Origin of the sequence: Nesterenkonia salmonea, assembly GCF_005771525.1 — a bacterium.
In the GTDB taxonomy this organism is placed as follows: Bacteria; Actinomycetota; Actinomycetes; order Actinomycetales; family Micrococcaceae; genus Nesterenkonia; species Nesterenkonia salmonea.
The window spans coordinates 21,382-45,397 of sequence record NZ_VAVZ01000013.1; the positions used below are offsets into that span (position 1 = coordinate 21,382).

At 61.7% G+C, this 24,016-nt stretch carries 17 protein-coding genes and 1 pseudogene; 10 read left to right on the plus strand and 8 right to left on the minus strand.

The genetic code is table 11. From position 1 onward, the window contains the following. Positions 1-16 precede the first annotated feature (16 nt). The 3 genes from guaA to FEF26_RS06190 are packed head-to-tail and all read left to right on the plus strand — an operon-like array spanning position 17 to position 5,912. On the plus strand, positions 17-1,642 hold the full coding sequence (gene guaA / locus FEF26_RS06180) for a glutamine-hydrolyzing GMP synthase (RefSeq protein ID WP_138252707.1): 1,626 nt from the start codon (positions 17-19) through the stop codon (positions 1,640-1,642). A gap of 44 nt (positions 1,643-1,686) precedes the next feature. Continuing rightward, complete coding sequence (locus tag FEF26_RS06185) at positions 1,687-5,691, plus strand: DUF4011 domain-containing protein (protein WP_138252670.1); 4,005 nt, start codon at positions 1,687-1,689, stop codon at positions 5,689-5,691. Then, complete coding sequence (locus FEF26_RS06190; RefSeq protein WP_138252671.1) at positions 5,688-5,912, plus strand: hypothetical protein; 225 nt, start codon at positions 5,688-5,690, stop codon at positions 5,910-5,912. The genes FEF26_RS06185 and FEF26_RS06190 overlap by 4 nt, the downstream gene beginning before the upstream one ends. A 34-nt stretch (positions 5,913-5,946) precedes the next feature. On the opposite strand, the gene hchA is transcribed toward FEF26_RS06190, so the two are convergent. Then, on the minus strand, positions 5,947-6,819 hold the full coding sequence (gene hchA / locus FEF26_RS06195) for a glyoxalase III HchA (protein ID WP_138252672.1): 873 nt from the start codon (positions 6,817-6,819) through the stop codon (positions 5,947-5,949). 199 nt (positions 6,820-7,018) lie between these two features. On the opposite strand from hchA, the gene cpaB reads away from it, so the two are divergent. Then, positions 7,019-7,942, plus strand: coding sequence for a Flp pilus assembly protein CpaB (gene cpaB / locus FEF26_RS06200; RefSeq protein WP_166432936.1), 924 nt, complete (start codon positions 7,019-7,021; stop codon positions 7,940-7,942). Between the two features lie 260 nt (positions 7,943-8,202). Here cpaB and FEF26_RS16315 read toward each other — a convergent pair. From FEF26_RS16315 to FEF26_RS06215, 3 genes and pseudogenes are all read right to left on the minus strand, one after another. After that, positions 8,203-8,295, minus strand: a pseudogene (locus FEF26_RS16315) (FmdB family zinc ribbon protein); the annotation flags it as partial. Positions 8,296-8,349: 54 nt separating this feature from the next. Continuing rightward, complete coding sequence (locus FEF26_RS06210; protein WP_166432937.1) at positions 8,350-8,979, minus strand: 5-formyltetrahydrofolate cyclo-ligase; 630 nt, start codon at positions 8,977-8,979, stop codon at positions 8,350-8,352. A gap of 10 nt (positions 8,980-8,989) precedes the next feature. Further along, the gene (locus tag FEF26_RS06215) at positions 8,990-10,639 is read right to left on the minus strand and encodes a dolichyl-phosphate-mannose--protein mannosyltransferase (protein WP_243730446.1); all 1,650 of its coding nucleotides are present in this window, start codon (positions 10,637-10,639) and stop codon (positions 8,990-8,992) included. 51 nt (positions 10,640-10,690) lie between these two features. Between FEF26_RS06215 and rsmI the strand changes: the two genes are divergently transcribed. Together rsmI and FEF26_RS06225 are read left to right on the plus strand one after the other, a co-directional pair. Further along, positions 10,691-11,596, plus strand: a complete 906-nt coding sequence (rsmI, locus tag FEF26_RS06220) for a 16S rRNA (cytidine(1402)-2'-O)-methyltransferase (protein WP_208012852.1) — start codon at positions 10,691-10,693, stop codon at positions 11,594-11,596. 75 nt (positions 11,597-11,671) lie between these two features. Continuing rightward, entirely contained in the window at positions 11,672-13,528 is a 1,857-nt protein-coding gene (locus FEF26_RS06225; protein ID WP_243730447.1) for an AMP-dependent synthetase/ligase, read from the plus strand. An 11-nt stretch (positions 13,529-13,539) separates the two neighbouring features. On the opposite strand, the gene rsmA is transcribed toward FEF26_RS06225, so the two are convergent. Both rsmA and FEF26_RS06235 read right to left on the minus strand, forming a co-directional pair. Beyond that, positions 13,540-14,436, minus strand: a complete 897-nt coding sequence (gene rsmA, locus FEF26_RS06230) for a 16S rRNA (adenine(1518)-N(6)/adenine(1519)-N(6))-dimethyltransferase RsmA (protein WP_138252677.1) — start codon at positions 14,434-14,436, stop codon at positions 13,540-13,542. Further along, positions 14,433-15,335, minus strand: coding sequence for a TatD family hydrolase (locus FEF26_RS06235; protein ID WP_243730452.1), 903 nt, complete (start codon positions 15,333-15,335; stop codon positions 14,433-14,435). The genes rsmA and FEF26_RS06235 overlap by 4 nt, the downstream gene beginning before the upstream one ends. Before the next feature lie 171 nt (positions 15,336-15,506). Between FEF26_RS06235 and FEF26_RS06240 the strand changes: the two genes are divergently transcribed. From FEF26_RS06240 to FEF26_RS06255, 4 genes are all read left to right on the plus strand, one after another. Then, on the plus strand, positions 15,507-16,520 hold the full coding sequence (locus FEF26_RS06240) for a 4-(cytidine 5'-diphospho)-2-C-methyl-D-erythritol kinase (protein ID WP_138252679.1): 1,014 nt from the start codon (positions 15,507-15,509) through the stop codon (positions 16,518-16,520). Between the two features lie 3 nt (positions 16,521-16,523). Further along, positions 16,524-17,285 carry a TSUP family transporter gene (locus tag FEF26_RS06245; RefSeq protein WP_138252680.1) on the plus strand — a complete coding sequence of 254 codons (762 nt, stop codon included), beginning with the start codon at positions 16,524-16,526 and terminating at the stop codon, positions 17,283-17,285. Positions 17,286-17,329: 44 nt separating this feature from the next. Beyond that, positions 17,330-19,132, plus strand: coding sequence for an ABC-F family ATP-binding cassette domain-containing protein (locus FEF26_RS06250; protein WP_138252681.1), 1,803 nt, complete (start codon positions 17,330-17,332; stop codon positions 19,130-19,132). Positions 19,133-19,285: 153 nt separating this feature from the next. Next, positions 19,286-20,482, plus strand: a complete 1,197-nt coding sequence (locus FEF26_RS06255) for a serine/threonine-protein kinase (protein ID WP_166432938.1) — start codon at positions 19,286-19,288, stop codon at positions 20,480-20,482. Between the two features lie 2 nt (positions 20,483-20,484). Here FEF26_RS06255 and FEF26_RS06260 read toward each other — a convergent pair whose 3' ends face one another. After that, positions 20,485-21,801, minus strand: a complete 1,317-nt coding sequence (locus FEF26_RS06260) for a hypothetical protein (protein ID WP_138252683.1) — start codon at positions 21,799-21,801, stop codon at positions 20,485-20,487. Positions 21,802-21,815: 14 nt separating this feature from the next. Further along, positions 21,816-24,002: a vWA domain-containing protein gene (locus FEF26_RS06265; RefSeq protein WP_138252684.1), complete on the minus strand. Its 2,187-nt coding sequence runs from the start codon at positions 24,000-24,002 to the stop codon at positions 21,816-21,818. Between the last annotated feature and the right edge of the window lie 14 nt (positions 24,003-24,016).

The window sequence follows — 24,016 nt, forward strand, 5'->3', positions numbered from 1 at the left end:
CGGTCGCGCCGGTCTGATGCTCACCGACTACGATGGTCAGGTGACATCAGATACTCCCGCAGCAGAACGCCCGGACCATACCGCTCAGACCGTCCTAGTCGTCGACTACGGCGCACAGTATGCCCAGCTCATCGCCCGCCGGGTGCGTGAGGCCAGGGTCTACTCGGAGGTGGTTCCTCATACGCTGCCCGCAGCCGACATCATCAGCCGACGGCCCGCCGCAGTCATTCTGTCCGGTGGTCCGTCAAGTGTTTACGCTGACGGTGCTCCAGGGGTGGAGAAAGAGCTGTTTGAGGCCGGTATTCCGGTGCTGGGCATCTGCTACGGCTTCCAAGCTATGGCGCACGCCCTGGGCGGGGAGGTCACCCGCACCGGTCAGCGCGAATACGGAAAGACCGAGGTCCGGGCGACGACCGCCCCCCACGGGCTACTCGACGGGACCGACCGAGTCCAGACCACCTGGATGAGCCACGGTGATGCGGTGACTGCTGCACCAGAGGGCTTCGAGGTCCTCGCCGTTTCGGAGGCTGCTCCCGTGGCCTGTTTCGCCGACGAGGAGCGGAAGCTCTACGGAGTTCAGTGGCATCCAGAGGTGAAGCACTCACCCCAAGGCCAGCGGGTCATCGAAAACTTCCTCTACAGCGGGGCCGGTCTCAACCCCGAATGGACGACCGGAAGCATCGTCGAGGAGCAGGTTGCTGCCATCAGGGAGCAGGTCGGAGATGCGCAAGCCATCTGCGGACTTTCCGGCGGTGTGGACTCGGCCGTCGCCGCAGCCCTTGTTCAGAAAGCCATCGGTGATCAGCTGACGTGCGTGTTCGTTGATCACGGTCTGATGCGTGAGGGCGAGGCCGAGCAGGTCGAACGCGACTTCGTGGCCGCAACGGGTGCCAAGCTGCATGTGGCCGATGAGAAGAAGCGTTTTCTTTCGGCCCTCCAAGGCGTCACCGACCCGGAAGAGAAGCGAAAGATCATCGGGCGTGAATTCATTCGTGCTTTCGAGGAGGCTGAGCGCAACATTCTGGAGGAGGCCCAGGCGGAAGGAGCAAGCGTTGAGTTCCTGGTTCAGGGCACTCTCTATCCGGATGTCGTCGAATCAGGCGGCGGTGAGGGCGCAGCCAATATCAAATCCCATCACAATGTTGGTGGGCTGCCCGATGACCTCGACTTCAGACTGGTGGAGCCTCTGCGTGCACTGTTCAAAGATGAGGTGCGGGCCGTCGGTGCTGAACTGGGACTACCCGCTGAGATAGTCCAGCGTCAACCGTTCCCAGGACCCGGTCTCGGCATTCGCATCATCGGTGAAGTGACTGAACGCAATCTCGATATCCTCCGCACAGCTGACGCGATCGCCCGGGAGGAACTCACCCGCTCCGGGCTGGACTCCGAGGTGTGGCAGATGCCTGTTGTTCTGCTGGCCGACGTTCGCAGTGTGGGTGTCCAGGGTGATGGGCGCACCTACGGACACCCTGTGGTGCTTCGCCCGGTCAGCTCTGAGGATGCTATGACCGCTGACTGGTCACGACTGCCCTATGACCTGCTGGCAACGATCTCTAACCGCATCACCAACGAAGTCGAGGAGGTCAATCGGGTAACCCTCGACGTGACCTCGAAACCACCAGGGACGATCGAGTGGGAGTAGCGGTAGCCTGCGTTCCAGACCTGTAAGTGTTGCGGAGGGAACCGGTGCCAGAGAAAACGTCAGCCTCTTCTGCGGAGTCTCCTGTCCATGAGGATTTTGAGTACGACGACGAAGTGGTATTGCCTCCTGCTGTGGCCTCCCCTGAGGCTGCCGCAGAACCCGCTACTCACCAGACCGCTCCGATCCTCTCCTGGATCGAATCCCAGGGCACTGGCACCGAGAACGACACGATGCTGCGGTTCACTCCCAGCCAGCACAACGCCATTGATCTCACAGAGGCAAACGCTTCTGGGCTGATGCAACTGTTCGGGGGCAGGCGCACTCGTCTGTCTACTCTGCTCAATGACGCCAGTGTGCTGGAACCAGGGCTTAAAGCGGCCTCCAATATCCGCAGCAAGATCCGGGAGCTGTCTGAGGAACGCGGCATCGAAGTCGGATACCTGGCTGCAGGCATCGCCTCCTGGACAGAGACGACCTCTGCAGGGACCGAGTCTTTCACCGCGCCGGTGATGCTGGTCCCGATCACTCTGCGAAGCCGCGCTGAAGGACACACGGGATCGAACGACTACGAACTGCAGTTCACAGCATCGGCAAAGCTCAACCCGGCGCTCCGGCGTCATCTTGGGCAGGTTCACGATGTCACCCTGGACCCTCAGGACTTTCACCAAGCCGGCTACGTCACCGCGCGATTTGACCCCGCACGGACTGCCGACCTGCTGACGAAGATTGCTGCCACCGCCGCCGAAACCGCCCCTGAGACTCCTTTGAAGAGTCTCCAGGTGTGGAAGCAGCTCTACGTCTCGACGTTCGCGGATCTCGCCGATCTTGGCAATCCTTCGGCGCTCAACCTGGATCATCCGCTACTGCAGCAGCTGGCGGAGGGCACAAGCCTGAACCAGGATGAGCCGATTGCTCTCGCTGCAGGACTGGACCCCCTGGATGAACGTTCCCCTGCGTCTGAGCGGCTGATCTGTGATGCGGACCAGGATCAGCAGAGGGCGCTCGACGCCGTGCTCTCCGGGGTCTCGACAGTGGTCTCGACACCCCCTGGGACCGGACAGACTCAGACGGCTGTCAATGCTGTGGCCGGCCTCGCGTGGTCGGGTAAGCGCGTGCTGGTCGTTGCTGAGCGTTCCGATACGCTCGCCGAGTTTTCTGAACGGCTCTCCGCCGCCAAGGCGGGAACTCTAGCTGTCAACGTCACCGCATCGTCGTCGCCGGAGGAGCTCAAAGCTCAAATCGTTCGAGCCATCAAAAGAGCCGAGCGGGCTGAACCTCCCCGACTGGGAGAGCTCCACCGCAAACTCTCCCAGCGCCGGCATGAGCTGCGCGACCATGTAGCCAGCTTGCACAAGGTACGTGAGCGGTGGAGCTGCTCGCCGTACCAGGCCATGCAGGCTCTTGCCGCCCTGATCAGTCTCAACCCTGCGCCGAGCACTGCGGTGCGGCTGAAGCGTTCCGTTTTGGACAACACTGTGGACAGGTCCGGCATCGCGGTCAAACTCAAGCGGATCGCCGAGTTGGGGGAATTCTCCTCCGAGATGCGCACCAGTCCATGGTTCGGTGCAAAACTGTCCAACCGGCAGGAGACCAGAGACGCCCAGGTACTGGTCAACCAGTTGCATGCCGAGCTGCCTGACCTGTGGGAAAAAATCGAATCAGCTTGTCGGTCAGCCAACGTCACGCCCGGTCAGAGCTTCGCAGAGTGGCACTCCCAGGTGCTGCTCTTCCAGCGGGTGCAAGAGTCGCTGGGACGCTTCAGCAGCGACATCTACGCCCGTGATGTTGGTGACCTCATCGCGGCCACTGCACCGGGGTGGTGGCGCCGCCAGAACAATGTTGAGATGAGCTCAATGGCCCGTTCCCGACTGCGCCGTGTGGCTAAGGAGTACATCCGCTCCGGCGTCTCCATCAACGATCTCCACGGATCCCTGGTCGACGTCCAGTCTGAACGAGAAGACTGGGCAAAGTGGGCGAAGGCCAACGACCGCGGAGACACCTCCCTGCCCAAGGTTCCCAAGAATCTGGATTCGCTCGTGGATCGAGTCGGTCAGGTCCAGACCAGGTTAGAGAAACTGACTTCCGTGCTGGTGCCCATGGACGATGCGGGCGCGACTCTGTTCGACGTCCCCGCGGAGACGCTCTTTTCCACTGCAGAAGCCCTCGCGCAGGACGAGCACTCGCTGCAGACTCTGCCCGAACGGACCCTGTTGGCTGAACAGCTGCGGGAACAGGGATTCGACGAACTGCTCAACGATCTGGCCGAACGCGAAGTCCCTGCCAACCACGTGGCAGACGAACTTGAACTCGCATGGTGGCAGTCTGTCCTGGAGGCGATGATCTCCGGGGACGAGTACCTCGCCATGACCTCAGGGGAGAACCTCCGCACTATCGAAGCTGAGTTCCGAGCAGCTGATGCAGCCCACATCGCCACCGGCGCGCAGCGTCTGAACCATACCCTGGCTGTGCGCTGGAAATCCGCAGTTGAGTCCCACCCAGAGGCAGCCGCACACCTGCGAAGCTTGCTGCGTGAAGCCCAACCCACTGTGGCCGATCTGGAGTCAGTGGCATCTGAACTGACCCAGCCGCTGGTGCCCATCTGGGCTACGTCACCACTGGGCCTCGCGGCACATTTCCCTGCCGCCGGCAGAGAGCCGAGTTTCGACGTCGTCGTTCTTCTCGACGCCGAAACACTGTCCGTACCGGCTGCGCTCGGCGCCATCTCCCGGGCTCACCAGGTGGTGGCATTCGGGGACCCCGCAAGCGGTGCACCCAAACCGATGATCGTCTCCGCCGATCCGATCGCCCGCGAAGCTGAGGCGCAGGTACCTGAATCCAGCTACGCAGAATTGGCGCGCATTCTTCCTGAGCATCCCCTGCGCCACGTTCATCGGGGTGTCGACCAGGAACTCACCCAGCTGCTCTCAGAGGAGCTGTACGGGGGCCGACTGGCACGGCTGCCCGACGCCTCCCAGCTCACTGGGCAGGGTAGACGCTTCGGCGTGGAGTACGTCAGGGGGAGCGGCGGCCGCGAACCGGTTGAGTCGCCCACCGCTGAGGTCAACCGCGTGGTAGATCTCGTCTTCGAACATGTCCGTGCTCACCGGAACCGGTCGTTGGCTGTCGTCACAGGCTCCGAATGGCACGCCAAGCGGGTGGCGGACGCTATTCGGCTGCACCTCGCCAACCATCCGTGGGCGTCTCCGTTCTTCGAACATGGGGCGGCCGGAGTCCCAGGTGGTTCCGGTGCCGGAGCAGCAGGTGCTGGAACGGGTGAGAAATTTGTGGTCGCCCCCGTGGAGCGATCTCATGGAATCGTCCGAGACGATGTCATCTTCTCCATCGGGTACGGCCGGAGTGTCAAGGGAGAGCCTGCACACGAGTTCGGCGAACTCTCAGGACCACGCGGGAAAGAGTACTTCGCGCAGGCCGTGACGCGTGCCCGGGGACGGTTGACCGTCGTCAGCTCAATAGCCTCTGAAGATCTCCACCGGGGAGCGCTTCAGCAGGGCGCAGCGCTGGTCTACGACCTGCTGAAGCTCGGAACGGGAGACCCTTCCAACCCGTCGGGCTCGGCAGAACTCGATGATCCCCTTGTCCTTGACCTGGTGGACCGCATCAGGGCTCGCGGCGGCCGGGTCGAGGACGGCTTCCGGGGCACATTGGACCTTGCTGCGTGCCCGCGGCGAATTGCCGCCGAAAGTCCTGTGACGCCGGTTGCCATGGTCTCCGACGGTACGCAGCACTACGCGGAGCTCTCAGTGCGTGAGCGCTCACGTCTGCGGCCCGAACGTTTCGACACTCTCGGATGGCACTACATGGTGCTCTGGACCATTGAAGTTTTCACCGACCCAGGTGCCACAACTGAGATGGTGGCCCAAAAGGTCGGCCTCGGGTCCGGACCGGAATTCGCCCAACACGGCCGTGGGGTGCTTTCTCACACCACGGGCCCCGTGCACTTCGGTGGGGCCGCCGATGCCCAGGATGAAGATTCTCACCGCCGCAACAAACTGTGGCCATCCCCTCAAGAGCGAAGACGACAACCATGAGCGCCCCTGACATGGCTGCAGCAGATGGTGAGGCACCCAAGAGGCAAAACCAGCGCCGGGGCAACCGCCGTGTCACTGCTCCGGCGACCTCTGGCCAGCCCGAAGCTCTGGAATCGCAGGTCCACGATCCGCTGAGCGGCCAGCGCGCCGGAGCCGAGCACGAGGGTCAGCAGCGGGCAGAATGGCTGAAGTCCCAGAGGCCACCACACTGGGAAGACTGATCAGCCTCCCGTCCCAGTCCTCGCTAGGTAAGCCTCAGGCTCCTGACTCGGACAGCAGCGCCTGTGCCGCCATCTTTCCGAATTCGTTCGCAGCATTGGGGCTATCGCCAGTGATGAGCCGGCGATCACGATGGCACGTTCCATTGGCTTGTGAGTTCACGATGTTGACGCCAAGCTCAGTCAGGCGCTCACCGAAGAACCACGGCATATGGCCAGGCATGTAACCGACCAGGGGTGTGATCTTGTCGGTGCGGTCAGGGAAGACCGCCATCGAGTAGCCCCGGTAGGCAAAAGACGTCTGAGACTCGCCAAGATTTTCAGCCAGCAGTGCCGCCGGACCGTGACAGATGCTCAGCATGAAGAGGTCTTCCTCCAGTGTCCAACGGATGACTCGCTGCAGATCCTCGTTCTCGGGTAGGCCGAGCATGGCGCCATGGCCACCAGGAATGAATACGGCGGCGATGTCCTGATGAGCCTGCAGTGTCGAGGCGAAGTCGCTGAGGGAATCTGGGTTGGCGAAAGCATCACGGTAACGGTCATAGATGTCCTGCACGGCAGGGTCCTGATCCGGCATGGCCCACATCTCGATCGCGACCGGACGCCCGGTGGGAGTGACGATGCCGATATGGAAACCGGCCTTCTCCAAATGCAGCATAGGTACCAGCATCTCCACCGGGTGATTTCCGGTGGAGAATTTCTTGCCATTGCGCATCGTCATTTCGCGCTCTTCTGTGCACACCATCAGGATCTTCCTCTTAGGTCCCTGGGGTGCATGCTCATAGACCGTGTTGTCATAGTCGGTCGTGGAGCTTGTGGCCAGCTTCAACGCCAGACGTGAGGGGGAGTACCCGCCGCGCTCATCGGCTTGTGGGCCGATTCTTGCCACGGACCTGATGTTCTGCCACATGTCCAGACTCCATTCCTCGGGGGTCGCCGGTTCTCAGTGCAGCACTCATCATAAGTCCCTTCGTTGCAGAGGCGTTCCTGATTCCTCAGGACTTGACGTTTTCCCCACTCTGAGTCCGAGGCCGCCCGACACTCTGCAAACTCCACAGCAGCCCGGGAGAGGACGGCTTAGTGACACTGAGTTTCGCACGCTGGGCGTTATGAGCAGTGAGAACATCCTCCGCCCGGTGCCCCGGCGAGTCCGCAAAGCCTCACCCTCGGCCCCTGTGGTCGCGGTCAGCGTCACCAGACGTGCGAAGAAGTCAGTCCCCTTCATTCCACATCATCCGAAAGACGACAGGGCACCTGAACAAGCCAAGAAGACTGTTGGTGACTCTGCGCAGACTGCGGCTCGACAGCAGATCAGAGCAGGTCGGAGTCGCAGAGCGAATAAGCCGTCGCGCAGCGGTGCCCTACGAAAACCTCCCCGCGTCCGTCGGCGGCTCAAACCGGGTGGACTCTTCCGCTTGATTCGTCGGTTCCGGATTGCGGTTGCCGTAGTGCTTGCGCTCTCCGCAGCTGCAGCCGCGCTCCTAGCCGGCGAGCGTTCAGAGATGGAGATGGCAACAGTGGTGAGAGTGACCAGTGATGTGGTCTCCGGCGACATTCTCAATGCCTCGGTGCTGGAGCAGGCAGAGATTGATGCGGAGGCTGTCCCTGACCACTACAGTGCGGATATTCACGACATGCTCGGGCAGACTGCGGCCGTGGCGTTGCCGGCCGGGGCGGTGGTTCATCCCACACATTTGGTAGGTCCAGGCCTGCTCACAGGACATGAACCGGGCACCGTGGCGGTGCCGGTGCGTCCCGCAGACACAGCGATCATCGGTCTGCTCTCTCCGGGGCAGCGGGTCGATGTCACGGTATCAGCTGATGGCCCGGAATCGGAGGGAGGTTCTCGCAGGATTGCGGAGGCAGCTCCGGTGCTCTGGATACCGCAGGATGAGTCAGAGAACTGGCTGGGTGCCACGAGTGATTCCAAGAATGTGGTCATCCTGGCCGTCGATTCCGTCACAGCCGCGGAGATCGCTGAGTCCACCAGTTCAGGCAGGCTTCACCTGACTGTGGTCAGTCCAGCAGGCTGAGAAACGAGGATATCGGTCCCCGACTCTTAGCGGGAGGAAGTCGCCGGGGTCTTCGCTGCGGAGCTCCCTGAGTCCGTGGAGGCGCTACTGGTGGACGCTGACTTCTCCTTGGTGGATCCTTCACTACTGGTCGCCGTGGATGTGCTCTCGCCCGAGGAGTCGCTGCTGGAAGAGGCCCCGCGAGAATCGGTCCGGTAGAAGCCCGATCCCTTGAACGTCACACCAATGTTCCCGAACTTCTTGCGCAGCCGACCGTTGCACTGAGGGCATTCCGTCAGCGAATTATCGGAGAAGGACTGCACCACGTCAAACGCGTGATCGCAATCCTTGCAAGCATAGGCATAGGTAGGCATGACAGCGGTCCTTCACGATTGGCACTCTAGAACTTCGAGTGCCAATTATAGGGTCTAAATGTCAAATACGCGGCATTCCGTCACTGCCCGAGCAACCCGCAGGTCGTGACCCTCCACAGGAAATGCTCCGGACTCTACTATCTCCTCGGAGTGAACCACAGCGATCAACTCACAGCGCAGATCTGCGTCATCTTGGAGAACGGATGCCAATACTTCGGCCGTGGTGTCGTAGTACCCACCGCCTTGGCCTAAGCGAGCACCGGTGGAGTCCAATGCCAAGGTGGGGATGAGCAAGACCAGCTGGGCAGAGCCCAGTTCACGGACCGCGGAGGCATGCTCCACCAGCATGGCAATGTCCTCCGGCGTGCCCTCCGAAGGTTCGCTGATCGGAAGCTTCTTGTGTTGGCGCATCGGGGTGTGCGGAGTCCACCGCTTCCACCTGAGAACACGGCCTGAAGGGGGCACTACCGGGACGTAGACACGTCCGGTCCTGGCTGCGTGCCGCTTCAGGAACGGCAGCACATCCGGCTCGCCGGGAAGCGGTACATAACCTGCCACCACGGCCCTGGGGTGGATATGGCGTTCCAAGCAGTCAGCGATCGTCTCGCCCCGACGTGCCACCTCTGCCCTGGTGAGCTTAGCCCTGCCAGCTCTCACCTTCCGGCGAGTCTCCGCTTTCGTCACGTGAGTCCTATCAAATCCACGATTGCACCCACATGCGCAACCGCCACTGATCATAAGGTATGAACTCTGCGGTCCACACTGGCCAGAAGAACACCGATACGGCCACTGAGAGCAGAACAAAGCAGAGCACCATGACCGTATTGCGCTGCTGTGCGGACACGATCTCGGCAGCCGATCGCACTCTGCCAGCTCGGTCTGATGTGCCGGTGCCTGCTCGCAGCAGCAAGGAGGCCAACACCACCACCGTGAGGATGACGAAGGGGTGGTAGCTGATGGTGTAGAAGAAAAACATGGTTCGGTCAGGGAACAGCAACCAGACGGCGCCTCCAGCGATGAATCCGGAAAGTATCGCTCCGTATCGCCAGTCCCGGCGCCCCAGCCACAAAGCCAGCACGACCAGCAGGCCGACTCCGCCGGCCCACCATATGAGCGGGTTCGCTAAGTCCACCACCGCTGAGGAGCAGGACTCCGCCTGGCATATCTCCCCTGTGTGTTCGTACTCTTCTCCCTGACTGCGGCCCTGATAGTGCATCGAGACTGGACGGCCCATGAATGGCCAGGTCAACGGATGTGAGGCGTATTCATGCTCTGAGTCCAAACCAGTGTGGAAATCCGCGGCAGAGCCGTGATAGTTCCACAGCGCGCGAATGGCGCTCGGTACCAGTGCTGCCAGGCCACTGGGGTCTGGGTCGTAGGCGTGCCGTCCCCACCCGGCTTCACTGACCAGCCACCCTGTCCAGGAGACCAGATAGGTGGCAGCGGCAAGGGGCAGAACCGTCAGTGTTGCTGGAAGAGCGTCGAAAAGGAGTCCGGACCGAACCCACTTCCGCACTCCGATGATGCGGCGAGCCTGCAGGTCCCAAAGGACGACCATAATTCCGAAGACCAGCACGAACGACAGGGCTGAGAGCTTCACCGCCACGGCGCAGCCGAGCAGCACCCCAGCAGCCAGTCGCCACGGCCGCCACAGCAGCACCGGGCCTGTTGTCCATTGGGCAGAGTCCCCAGAAGTCTCAGCCGCCCAGCCGGCCAGGCGTCGTCGTCCGCTGTACCTATCAACCAGAAGAGCACCGAATGCTGCGAGGACGAACAGCATGAGGAAGATATCCAGCAGGGCAACACGTGACATCACCAGGTGGTGGCCTTCTACAGCAGTGAGGACCCCAGCAATACCGCCGAGAAACACCGACCGGAACATCCGCTGCGCGATGAAAGAGATCAGCAGTGCGCCCAAGGCGCCCGCCACCGCTGCGGAGAATCGCCAGCCGAACGGATCCTCTATACCGAACGGCAGGATGCCCAAGGCAATCAGCCACTTTCCCAGCGGTGGATGAACCACATAAGAACCCTCATTGGTAGGCTGTGGTGCGCCGGCCAGCCAGTCATCGTCGGCCGAATCTGGCCAGTTCAGCTCATAACCAGCTTGAAGCAGCGCGTAAGCATCCTTCGCGTAGTAGGTTTCGTCGAAGATCAGCGCATGAGGGTTGTTGAGCCCATAGAGCCGAAGGCCCAGGGCGCAGACGAAGACCGCAAGCGGTATGACCCATCCCCAGACCCCAGGTGCAAACCGTTCAGCACCGAGCTTGGTCTCGAAGAACAGCCGAGTCCCGCGTGATCCGGTGGGGGACCGGCGCTCAGTGGTGGAGTCGGCGCGGTTCACCCTGGATATGCTACTTGCCAGGAGACATGTTTCGGTGGAACGAAGGAGAAGATGCAGGTGCTAGACCCGTCTGAGGATTGGCTGTGGGATGCCCCCATCGTCCTGGCCGCCACTCCCATCGGGAATTTGGCCGACACCACACAGCGGCTTCGGATGTTGATTCGCAGCGCAGAGGTGATCGCCTGCGAGGACACCCGAAGCACACGCCACCTCATCCAAGCTCTGGGGGAGCACACAGATGCCCGATTGGTGAGCCTGCATGAGCACAATGAGGCCAGCCGCTCGGCCGAGCTTATTGAGCAGGCCCGGTCAGGATCCAGAATACTGGTCGTCTCCGATGCTGGCATGCCCGCTGTGTCGGATCCCGGGCGCCGCCTGGTGGCAGCTGCCATCGAAGCTGACGTCACTGTCACGGCAGCCCCCGGAGCCTCCGCCGTACCGACAGCGCTCGCGCTGTCCGGACTCGCCACAGATCGCTTTACCTTCGGTGGATTCGTGCCCCGCAAACAGTCAGACCGCCGCGCACTGCTCGAAAGACTGCAGCATGAGCAGTGGACGACCGTCCTTTTCGAATCCCCTCACCGGATCGCTGCGACCGTGGCTGAGTTCGCTGCGGCGCTAGGCAACCACCGCCGAGTGGCCATAGCGCGAGAACTCACCAAGAAATATGAGGAGATTCTGCGCGGAGAGCTCGGTGAGCTTGCCGAGGTTCTCGCAGTGCGCCAGCGAGGCACAGGAATCAAAGGTGAGATCGTTCTGGTCGTGGACAAAGCGGCCCCAGGAGACGGCGGTGAAGTGGACCCGTTGTCTGTCCAGGAAGCTGCCAGCGTCGTCCTCCAGAGTGCCGCGGCGGGGGAGCGGCTCAAGGCTGCAGCGAAACGGGTTGCCGGCGAGCACGGGATGAACGCAAGCGAGTTGTACGACGCGGCGAACCGACTCAGAGGCCCCGGGAGCTGACACAGCCCTTCCCCGTTCAGCTGAGGGGTGGTTCATCACCGGGTTTGCCCAGGGACTGGTGGTTAGACTGGCGCGGTGACTACCGCCCAGCCTATTCGCGAGACCACCACAGAACCGATCACCCGGATTGGGGACCACATCAATGTCACACACGGTGTAGTGGCACTTTGTGAGGCGCAGCCAGGGCACCCCGTCTACGCCATCAGCAACGGGGCTGGTGGATGGCTCGACATCACCATCAGCAGCTTCCTCTCCCAGGTTAAAAAGGTCGCCAAGGGCCTCATTGGTCTCGGAGTTGAACCCGGAGACAAGGTCGCCGTGATGTCGGCGACCAGCTACTCCTGGGCTGTGGTCGATCAGGCTATTTGGTTCGCAGGCGGTATATCTGTACCGATCTACGAAACCAGTTCAGCCCACCAAATCGCTCATCTGCTGGCTAGTTCTGAGGCCCAGTTGGTCCTCATTGGAAGTGATCACCTGCGCAGCGCAGTTCAGGCCGGTGCCAATATGGTCGGTGGCAAGAAATCCGGGTTGGAGATCTACTCCATCGAGTCGACCGCTGACCTGGATGAAATTGCCGCGAATTCGACCAACGTGACCAATAGTCAGCTGGAGACGGCCAGGACGAGAGCCCGGGCGGATGACGTTGCCACGCTGGTCTACACCTCAGGGACTACCGGCAAACCCAAGGGTGTAGAAATCACGCACCGCAACCTTGTCGAGGGAGCGGCAAATATTGTGCCGTTCGCCGCCGATATTTTAGGGGAGGGTGAATCTCGCACGCTGCTTTTCCTACCCTTGGCTCATGTGTTGGCCCGGGCGGTCCAGCTGATCTGTCTGCACCGTGGCATCCAGGTCGCACACACTGCGGATACCTCCACGCTGCTGGATGACCTGGGCACCTTCAGGCCCACCTGGCTTCTGGTCGTGCCACGGGTCCTGGAGAAGGTCTATCATTCGGCGGCAGCCAAGGCCAGCGACGATGGCAAAGGCGCCATCTTCGAGGAGGCCCGCAAAACCGCAGTTGCTTACTCCCAGGCGCTGCAGGCCGCAGCTGACGGCAACGGTTCGGGACCGTCCCTGGCTCTGCGGGCCAAACATGCCCTGTTTTCTCCGCTCGTCTACTCCAAACTTCGCGCGAAACTCGGTGGAGAGGTCACCCACATTGTGTCGGGTGCGTCCCCGTTGAACCCTGAGATCGCACACTTCTTCGCTGGCATCGGCTTGCCGGTTCAGGAAGGCTACGGGCTCACCGAGTCCACAGCACCCATCACGCTCAACATCCCAGGTGCGACCCGGATTGGCACGGTGGGTCTCCCTGTTCCTGGAAATACGGTCAAGATCGCTGAGGATGGAGAGATTCTCCTCAAGGGGCCAGTGATTTTCCACGGGTATTACAACAGGCCGGATGAGACGAAGGAAGCCTTCGATGACAACGGATTCTTCTGCACCGGGGACCTCGGCTCCTTAGACGCCGACGGGTTCTTGTCCGTCACTGGCCGGAAGAAAGAGCTGATCGTCACCGCCGGAGGCAAAAACATCTTCCCGACGCCGTTGGAAGAGTCAGTGCGAAGCGACCCGTTGGTAGCCCAGACAGTCGTCGTCGGTGAAGGGCGGCCCTTTGCTGCAGCTTTGGTCTTTCCCGACCCTGAGGCCGTGAGCTCATGGGCGGAGCACAATGGTTTCGGTCATCTCAGCATTCGGGACGCGCTCGCCGATGAGGCGGCCTCACACGCGCTTCACGCGCAGGTCCAGCAGGCCGTGGATCGGGCCAACACTGAAGTCTCTCGGGCTGAATCGATCCGGTCGTTTGCGCTAGTGGACGCTGAGCTCAGCATAGAATCCGGGCATCTGACGCCGTCGATGAAACTGATCCGCGCCAAGGTGATGGATGATTTCTCCGATGCGGTTGAGGACTTGTACACCGCCTAGTGCACGCCGAGTCAGACCTGTTCGGAGGCTGAGCGCAGTGCAGCGGCGATCCGGGTGAAGTCATGGATGTTCAATGTCTCGCCGCGGGCCTGCGGGTCTACATCTGCCGAACGCAGAACCTGTTCAGCCAACGTTCCGGAGCCGATGAACCCGCTCAGCGCCGCACGCAGGGTTTTGCGACGTTGGGCGAACGCGGCGTCGACCACCGCGAAGACTTCCTGACGAGTCAGCTCCTGGGAGGCTGGTTTTCCTCGGTCGAATCGGACCAGTCCGGAAGATATCCGAGGTTCGGGCCAGAAGACTTTCTTCCCCACGACGCCGACTTTACGCGTCTCGGTGTCCCAGGCGATCTTGGCACTGGGGACACCATAGATCTTGGATCCAGGCGCCGCCGCAAGCCTGTCAGCCACCTCGTCCTGGACCATGACCAGGCCCTTGGTCAGGCTCGGAAGGACCTCCAGCAGGTGAAGGACCACCGGCACCGCCACGTTGTAGGGCAGATTGGCCACCAGCACACTCGGACCGCCCAACGCCCCGGGCTTGAGCCGCAGGGCATCATCGCGGACCACGGTGAGGCTTGAGGCCTTTTCTGGGCGCATACGACCCACAGTCTCCGGCAGCTGTGCCGCCAGTTTCGGGTCAATCTCCACGGCCGTGACATGCTCCGCTTTGTCCAGGAGGCCCAGAGTCAGTGACCCGAGACCGGGACCTACTTCCAACACATGCTCGTCACCGGCCAAGTCGGCCAAATCCACGATCCTCCGGATCGTGTTGGGATCGATGACGAAGTTCTGCCCCCAGCGCTTAGTGGGCCACATATCGAATTCCTGAGCCAGACGGCGGACGTCGGCGGCAGAGAGCAGACCCGGCAATGCACCGTCAGCGCCATCGGGTGTGGGGTGAGTCATTGAGCCGCGGTCCACTGCCCGTAGGCCTGGTGCGTGTTAAACATGACCTGCTGACACAACTGGCTGAGGTCGGAACCGCGGACCTCGGCCATCAGTCGCATCGTCTGCGGCACCATATAGGGGGCGTTAGGCTGACCCCGGTGAGGGTGTGGCGTCAGGAAAGGTGAATCCGTCTCCACCAGAATCAGGTGCGGATCAGCCAGTACCAGGGCCTCTCGCAGATCATGAGAGTTCTTGAAGGTCACGCTCCCGGAAAAGCTCATGTACCACCCGTTGCGGTTGCATATCCGTGCCAGCTCAGCATCCCCGGAGAAGCAGTGGAAGACCACTGCATCGGGGAGGCTGGGGGCATCGTGAAGGACGGCCACCACGTCGCTGTGCGCATCGCGGTCGTGGATTTGCATGGCAAGTCCCCGCTCAGACGTGAGCGCGATGTGATCAAAGAAGCTCCTGCGCTGAGCTTCACGCCCCCACTCACCGGTTCTGAAATAGTCCAGCCCAGTTTCTCCTACAGCGACGACCTCGGGCTCGCTGGCGAGCTGGGTGATGCGGGCGAAGGCGTCGTCGTACTCGCCTTTTTCTGCAAGGTGTGGAGCATCATTGGGGTGCAAGGCTACGGCGGCCTTGGCCCGGTGATCACGCTGAGCGGAGCGAACCGCAAATTCGCTGCTCGCGCAGTCGTAGCCGACCAAGACGGCGCCGGCGACGCCCACGCTCTGGGCAGCATCAAGATGCTGGCTGACGCTGACCTTCACGAGGCCGTCCCGGAAGTCCAGATGCGCGTGATTGTCAATGACCGGTACGGGAAGGGGTTCTGGCGCGGGGGGATATTCGAGCCGACGTTTCTTCTTCGACTTCTCGTCATTCTGGCTGCGCACCGGCCCATCAGCCTCGCCCACAGCTGTGCTGGTCTCCGGCCGGTAGGCCGAAGGCGTCTGACCCGAAATTGCAATTACCTCACTCACAGCACCCCAGTGTATCCACAGCCGGGGCTGCGGCTGAGCGATCCTCTTCTGCTGCGGAGACGACGGAGGACGGGAAAGTGGGTGGTCAGGGCTAAGGTTGAGGGGATGAGAGACAGCGAGTTCTTTGGCCATGTCACAGCCCTGGCCCCGGGCAAAGTGAACCTGAGCCTGCGAGTCGGGCCGCTGCGCGCCGACGGTTACCACGAGGTGGCCACGTTGTACTACGCGGTCTCCCTCTATGAGGAGGTCCTCGCCAGTCCTCGGCAGGACGGCGCGATCACCGTCTCCCTTTCAGAACGCTCAGCTTTCACTGGTGTGGAACACCAAGATCACGCCACAGGCGGGACGGTTCCTGTACAGATTCCTCTGGATGAGAACAACCTCGCCTATCAGGCAGCGGACCTGCTGCGTAAGGCGCTCCAGGAGCGCGACGCCGCCACCTTGAGTTTTCCCGGCACAGAGCGGCCCAGTTACGGCGTGGATCTCACCATCACTAAGAATGTTCCCATTGCAGGCGGGATGGGTGGAGGATCGGCCGACGCTGCAGCCACCCTTGTTGCCTGTTCGGCACTGTGGGAGGCCGGTCTGACCAAAGAGCAGCTGGCGGAGCTTGGCGCGCGCCTAGGTGCAGATGTGCCTTTCGCCATCTTCGGCGGAGCAGCCGTGGGTCAGGGCGTGGGGGATAACCTGTCTCCGCTGCTCACCCGGGGTGAGCTCCACCTGGTCATTGTGCCTGCCAGCACTGGCCTTTCGACACCTGAGGTGTATAGGAAACTGGACGCCATGCGTGATGCTGTTGAGCTGACAGCCGATGACCCCGAGTTGGACGATGATCTTGTGCGTGCCGCGTGTGCTGCGGATGCGGAAATGATCACCACTCTGATGGCCAATGACCTGCAAGCTCCGGCAGTGGCGATGCTCCCCGCTCTCGACGACATGATGGACGCAGGGATGGCAGAAGGTGCGATGCAGGGTATGGTCTCCGGTTCTGGGCCCACGGTGATGTTCTTAGCTCGGGACGCCTCAGCGGCCAGCCAGCTGGCCACTGGCTTGCAAGAGCGGCTTGATGTGTGGGCTATTCCGGTCTCGGGTCCAGCACCCGGGGCACGGCTGCTGTAGACCATGGGCGAAGAAGGCGTACTCCTCGCTGTCGTTTTTGGCCTGATTTTGGTGGCAGCCGTGCTGCAGCGGATCACCGGGCTGGGCTTCGCGATGATGCTTGCCCCTTTTCTTGTGGTCATTCTGGGTCCCCATACCGGAGTGATGCTGACCAATATGCTGGCTTTCGTCGCCCCGCTGCTCATGCTGGCCTTGGTGTGGCGTGACATTGAGTGGCGTCGGCTGCTGTTGATCGCTCCGGTGGCGCTCCTGGTCATGCCGTTGTTCGGCTGGGTCGCCGCTGTGTCTGCGCCAGGACCGCTCTACATCGTGGTGGCGTCTTTGGTGCTGATCGGGCTCTCCCTGTCGCTGATTGTCGGTCGTATCCATGCCCGTGCGGACGGTCCGGTGACTCGCGTGCTCACTGGGATCGGGGCGGGTGGCGGCGTGGTCTTGGCCGGGGTGGGAGGACCCGCCATGACTATCTATGCGGTGGTGTCACGCTGGAACGTCAGGGCGTTCGCCGCGACACTGCAGCCCTTCTGGATTCTGCTCTCAGTTGCCGGATTTTTGACCAAAGTGACGTTCAGCGGTGACGAGATACCCGTCTTCCCCTGGTGGTTCTGGGCCGGAAGCCTGGCAGTTATCGTGGCCGGGTTGGGCATCGGCACCTTGATCCGCGGATGGGTTCGTGATGCTGCCGTGCGCAGGCTGGTGATCTTCCTGGCCTTTGTGGGGGCGCTTCTGTCACTGATCACCGGGATTCGCGAAACTATCGGCGCTTAGGGCCTTCGATTTGTCCAGGACTGGAGTGTCACTACCCTAGACAGGTGGCACATCTACTTGGCGCTGAGGCTCTGCATATCGAGTATCCGACGCATACTGTCTTCGAATCCATCACTCTGGGCGTCAACGAAGGTGACCGGATTGGCATAGTCGGCCATAACGGGGGTGGCAAATCGACGTTGCTCGGAATGCTCTCCGGAAGCGTGGAACCAGACTCCGGCCGGGTCACTCGCCGCAATGGGGTGCGGTTCGGGGTGCTGGACCAATCTGATGATCTGCAGCTCACCGACACAGTGGGCTTTTCGATCGTCGGGGATCAGGCTGACCACGAATGGGCCTCCGATGCCAAGATACGAGAGGTCATCTCCGGACTGGTTTCCGACCTGCCATGGAACGCCACCATCGACTCTCTCAGTGGTGGCCAGCGAAGGCGGGTCGCTCTGGCGAAACTGCTCGTGGGGGAGTGGGACCTGATCGCCCTCGACGAGCCCACCAACCACTTGGACCTCGAAGGCATCGCCTGGTTGGCACGTCATCTCAAACGCCGTTGGGCAAAGAACTCTGGTGGATTGCTGATCATCACCCACGACCGGTGGTTCCTCGATGAAGTGTGCACCACCACCTGGGAAGTCCACGACGGAACTGTGGAACCCTTCGACGGAGGCTATGCCGCCTATGTGCTTCAGCGCGTCGAACGGGACCGCCAGGAGGCCGCAGTAGAGGCCAAGAGACAAAACCTCATGCGCAAGGAACTCGCCTGGTTACGTCGCGGCGCCCCCGCGCGCACATCGAAACCAAAGTTTAGGATCGACGCCGCCAATCAGCTCATCAGCGATGTTCCCCCGCCGCGGGACAGCATTGAGCTGAAGAAAACGGTGACTGCCCGGCTGGGCAAGGACGTTGTTGACCTGCTTGACGTTTCAGTCAGCTACGGGGACAAAACTGTCCTGAAGGAAGTCACCTGGCGTATCGCGCCAGGTGAGCGCACAGGCATCCTGGGACCCAACGGCGCAGGAAAATCCACGCTGCTGGGACTAGTGGCAGGCACTGTGGAGCCTAGCTCGGGGCGCGTCAAGCGTGGCAAGACCGTTGAGATCGGGATCTTGGACCAGCAGTTTTCGCAGCTGTCAGAGATCGAAGGAGACAGGGTCCGTGAAGTGCTCGCGAGGGAGAAAACGGAAGTGATGGTGGAGGGCAAGGAGCTCACCCCCTCCCAGCTCCTGGAACGCTTGGGCTTCTCCCGTGCTCACCTGTCCTCGCGGGTGGGGGACCTCTCTGGCGGCCAACGGCGTCGTCTCCAGCTGTTGCTGGTGCTGCTCAGTGAACCGAACGTGATGATTCTCGACGAGCCGTCGAACGACGTCGACCTCGATATGCTTGCTGCCATTGAGGACCTGCTTGACTCTTGGCCAGCCACACTTCTGGTGGTCTCTCATGACCGCTACCTGTTGGAGCGCGTCACCGACCAGCAGTACGCCATCCTCAACGGCGTGTTTCGCCACGTCCCTGGGGGTGTCGATGAATATTTGGAGCTCCGGGAGCAGCAGGACACCACAAGTTCCAACCCCAAGCAGCCGAACCCCACGGGCTCAGGTGCGCAACAGCAGGATGCCGGGTCCAGCCTCTCCGGCCCCGAGCGCCGTGCTGCGCAGAAGGAAGCCTCCTCCATTGAGCGAAAGCTGCAGAAACTCCAGGAGAAGGTCCACGCCTTGGATGCGCACATGGCGGCTCATGACCAGAGCGACTTCGAGGCCCTTGGCAAAATCACAGCCGAGCGGCAGCAGGTTGCGGCTGAAGTTGACGAGCTCGAGGAACGCTGGTTGGAACTCTCCGAACTGACCGACTGATATCGTGCACGCTGGAGAACACTCAACGCAGGAGGAGAAGAAGTCGATGAAGGTCACACCTGCCACGCGATTCGTGGCTCTGCTTCTGGTGGCCCTACTGATCCTCAGCATCGGAGCCGGAGCCTTCTCAAGCCTCATATAGGGTTGCCACCAGTGGGTGACATATTCGCAGGGCGCTACGAGCTGGTTGACCCCCTCGGTGAGGGTGGTGCTGGCGTGGTCTGGCGCGCCTGGGATCGCAAGACATCGCGCTATGTGGCCGCTAAAGTGCTGCGTCAGGTAGATGCCGCATCATTGCTGCGGTTCATGCGTGAACAGTCCATGCGCCTCGAACACCCCCATGTACTCGCTCCCACAGGGTGGGCTGGGGAGGACGACAAAGTGCTCTTCACGATGCCGATCATTCGTGGTGGGTCGGTCTCCACCCTGGTCAACGATTTCGGCCCACTGCCCTCGGCGCTGACGGCAGTGCTGCTGGACCAACTACTGGCTGCGCTGGAGGAGATCCACGCCGAAGGCATCGTTCACAGGGACGTTAAACCGGCGAACCTCATGTTGGACGCCACCGGACGCGGCATGCCACGACTCTGGCTGGGTGACTTCGGAATTGCCGCAGGGGACAACGCGCCGCGCCTGACCCAGGGGCCGTTCGCTATGGGTACGCCGGGGTATGTCGCACCTGAGTGCCTCCACCAGGGGTGGCAGCCTCACGCCCCAGCTGATCTCTACGCAACTGGCATGTGTGCCGTGGAAATGCTCACTGGCACGGCGCCCGAGGCTGAGACCCATGTCCTCCAGGCATTCTCCATGGCGGAGCGTGAGGAGCCTATCCCACTGGAGCTGACGCGCGTGGTGGCCCGGCTCGGGCAGGCCGTCATTACCGAGCGCTATCAATCTGCTTCAGACGCTCGCGCGGCCCTGGCTGCAACGGGTCTCTTGAGGTCCCAGGCCGCCGAAGAAATCCTCCAGGACATTGAAATCTTCGACCATATTCCCGACCTGCCCGAAGGCTGGGACGAAAACGGGCCTGCCTCAGAGAATCCAACGCGGCCGCGGGCCGTATCCACGACGCGCGATTTGCCGGCCCCGTCGCCGCAACGGCCACTTTCTGTCCCGCAGCTGGCTGTCCGCGACCGGACGACTGACCAGGGATATGTCTCCTATGAGCCTCAGTCGCGGGATCTCAATGGCGCCCGGAATACTGTTGCGCCGCAACAGAGCCCTGCACCGCGTGCGCCCGCACTGAACGAGACTCGGAGAAAGCGGGCCCAGGGTCTCGCAATCGCCTTCATCCTTTTCGGCCTCGGGCTCCTTGTGTTGGCTGCAGCGCTGTTTCTGGGGTTCAGCTGACCTCACTCATCCGCCGGCCGTTTCTGCAAGACCTTCGCAAGGAAAATTCCGCCTCCTATGAGGAGCAACAGACCAAGCACCCCTATCCCAATCGCCGTGGCCTGGCCGGTGCTGAGGCCTGTGCCCGAACCGTCTGTGTCCGCGGGCGAGATGGGGGAGGCATCGTATTCAGGAGGTGGGTCATCGGAAGCGTCGTAGACCGCGGTGGTGAGCCGATACGGAACCTGAAAATCAGCTTCTTCCTCGCTCGGTTCCATGGCGACGGCGAGGTAGTAGCCGCCCGGGACTATCGCGTGGCGAGCATTGTCTCCCGCGCTCTGGGCGTAACGTCCGGCCCAGGTGATGGGGTAGGACTGGGCACGCAGGGTTGTGGCATTCGCGTGGTCCACCCGACTCGATAGGTTCTGCTCGGCTGCTTCTCGCTGCCCCCCTGGTGTGACCGCTCCGCGGTATGGGCTGACGATTGAGATCTGCGCGTCAGTCCATCCGCTGAGACTCTCGGAGAGTTCACTGGTGGGTTCTGGGAAGAACACCTCTGCCTGAATCTGCTGATCCCAGTCGGCGTCGACACGGAAAATGTGCACTTCTCCGGGTGCCAGCTGCGCGTCGTAGGTCAGACCCGGTTCGACTTGTGGGGCGTCGTGCCACGTCGTTCCCGGCTCGATGGGGTTATCGGCCTCTCTGTCGCGCTGGAGTTCATACCAGGGGACGCCGTCTTCTCCCCAGAGATCTGAATCATCCTCAAACGCGTCTCGGAGTTCCTCTGCGCCGACCGGTTCGGGCTCTTCCGCCACCAGAATTTCGAAGTCCTGTTCGCGAAGATCCTCACCGAGTGTGTTGACTGCTAGGAGGAGCTCGCTGTCGGAGCCGCAACCGGGAACGGCCTGACCGCTCTCAGGGTCGAGCGGTGCCGTGGCTCGAACCTGAGTGCCGCGGAGCAGATTACCCGCACTGGAGGCTTCCCAGCCAAGTCGGTCTGAGTCGCAGCTGTCTCCCTCTAAAGTGCTGAGTTCAACATCGACATCGTCGGTCGTCTCGCCGTCAGTGCCGTGAGTGGTCAGGCCCACATGGAGGGTGGAGTCTTCCATGGTCCGGCCCACACGGTAGAACATGGTCTCGGCGTGGAAGGTGTCGATGTAGAGCTGACCGGGCTCCAGGACCGGGGCATTGTCCTGGTTGGAACCCGCCTCGACCCGGTCCCCACGCCATGAGGTATTTTCGTCTGCAGTGGCAGCCACAGCCGGCGGTGCCAGTGCCAGTGCCAGCACCGCCGCTAAGGTACCGCCGAAACCGGCGGCACGCTTAGGTGTCTGGACCATAGTCGGGCTCCTGTTCACTGACGCGTTGTGTCTTCAGAGTTGGACGATGAGAGGACTCGCGCCAGGATGAACCCGCCGACCGCTAATAGGAGAACGGCCAAGGCGCTGAGGCCGAGCAGTAATCCTGTCGCTCCAGACAGGAAGCCCGTTTGCTCCGTTGCCAATGCTTCCTCATTCTCGTCGCTGCTGGCATCCTCGGGTTCACTGTCTGTAGGTTCTGCTGGCGGTTCCGAAGCAGACTCAGTGTCTTGGGGAACTGCCTCTTCATCGGTTTCAGCCGGTTCGGGCTCAGGTGCCGCTTCTGTTGAGTCCGCCTCTCCTGTGCTGGATGCCTCGGCCGAATAGTCGGGGACCTCCGCATCAATGAAGTCGAACGTGTCCGCTGTGAGCCGGTATGGCATGGAATAGCTGACGTTGTCATCAATGGGTTCCGCGCTGACAACTACGTAGTAGTCTCCTGCCACGGTAGCCGGGTGTTCACTGTTGCCTCCCGAGGTGCTGTAGCGGTTGGGCCACCACACTGGATGAGTGAAGCGGTGCAGTGTCGTGGCGTCGGTCCGGTCAAGCCTGGAGCGAGCATCGGCGATATCCGAGCCGCTGCTGTTGCGGGAGGGCGTGGCGGAGCCGCGGTAGGGGCTGAGAATGTCGAGGTGGATCTGGGTGGAGTTGGATTGGATGTTCTCTGAAGGTGCGCTGTCAGGCTCGGGGAAGAACGCTTCGGCCTGGATTTGCTGATGCCAGTCGGCGGCGACTCGGTACACTTGGACCTCACCGGGAAGGATGTCGGTGTCATAGGTCTCTCCTGGTTCCAGTTCAGCCGCGTTGTTCAGCGAGTTACCTGCGATGATCTCCTCATCGTTATCCCGGTCCCGTGGCATGTCTTGCCATTGGAGGTCGTCTGCTTCCCACGGCAGGCCTTGATCTTGGTAGTCGAGGTAGTAGGCCTCGCCGTTAGTGGGGTCGGGCTCTTCTTCAATAATGAGCTCGAATGGTTGACCCAGGATTTCGTCACCCTCGCCGAAGCGTCCACCGGAGTGAATGGCCAGAAGAAGTTCGTCGTTTTCCCAGCAGCCGGCATCACGGCTCTCCCCGTCGTATTCTGGCGCGGCGGAGATTTGAGCTGTGCGGAACAGGTTCGCGCCGGTGGTGCCCCACCGGTTGACCCGGTCTCTCCCGCAGGTTCGGTTATCGCCCATCGTCGTCAGTTCGATTTCTGCGTTTTCCCAGTTGTCCGCACTGTCGTTGTAGGTCGCGATGCCTACGTGGAGTGTGGAATCCTGCATGTTGCGGGGGACCCGGTAGTACATTGTTTCGTACTCGAAGCTGCCGATGTATTGAGCCCCGGGCTCCAATACGGGCGCGTTGTCCTGATTCGATCCCGGCTCCACCTCTTCGCCGAAGAGGCTGAAAGGCATCTGGGCCCGGTAGGTGATCCGCTCCAGCGTGTGGGTGAGCGTTTCGGCGTCGGTTGCGTCGAAGTAGTCGCCGCCGCCTGCTTCAGCAATGCACTGCAGCTGCTCACGGGCGGCCTCGGACTCCTCATCCTCGATCTGGAATCCGACGGTATGGATGGCGACGTCAATGCCTTGGTCGGCGATCGCTTGAGCGGCTTCGCATGGATCCTCGACGCAGTTCTCCTCACCATCGGAGACTAGGACGATAGTGCGGTTACCTTCATCGCCAAGGTCATCGGCTGCTTCTTCCAAGGCGTGGGCCAGCGGGGTGCGAGCACCCACGGCGTCATAGTCGTCGATGGCGGAGCGGAGTTCATCCCTGTTGTCAGTGTCGATGTCCACCACCAGGCGTGAGTCCTCGCAGGCTTCAGGTGCTTCACTGTCCGTGACTTCTCCTGCGAACACTCGCAGCCCCACGTGTTGGTGGTCTTCGAGGGAGTCCACCACGCTGTTGAGAGAGTCTTTGGCCGCAGCGATTCGTGTCTGGTCACCTGCATCATCTGCATTCATGGAGCCGGAGGCGTCCATGACGAGAATCATTTCAGAGTGTTCCATCTGGTGCCTGGGATCCTGCGCAGTATCGTCTGAATCCTCTGGCCCGGTGGTCAGTGGTGTTCCGTAGGCACTTGGCATGAAAGCCCCCACCAGAATTGCTGTGAGGGTCAGGCCGGTCAGGGTTCGAAGCGGGGTGGCCGTGGAAAATGGTGTGCGCTTCGACTCGGGGTAGGTTGAAGGGTGTGGTGTCATTCTGGTGATTCCTT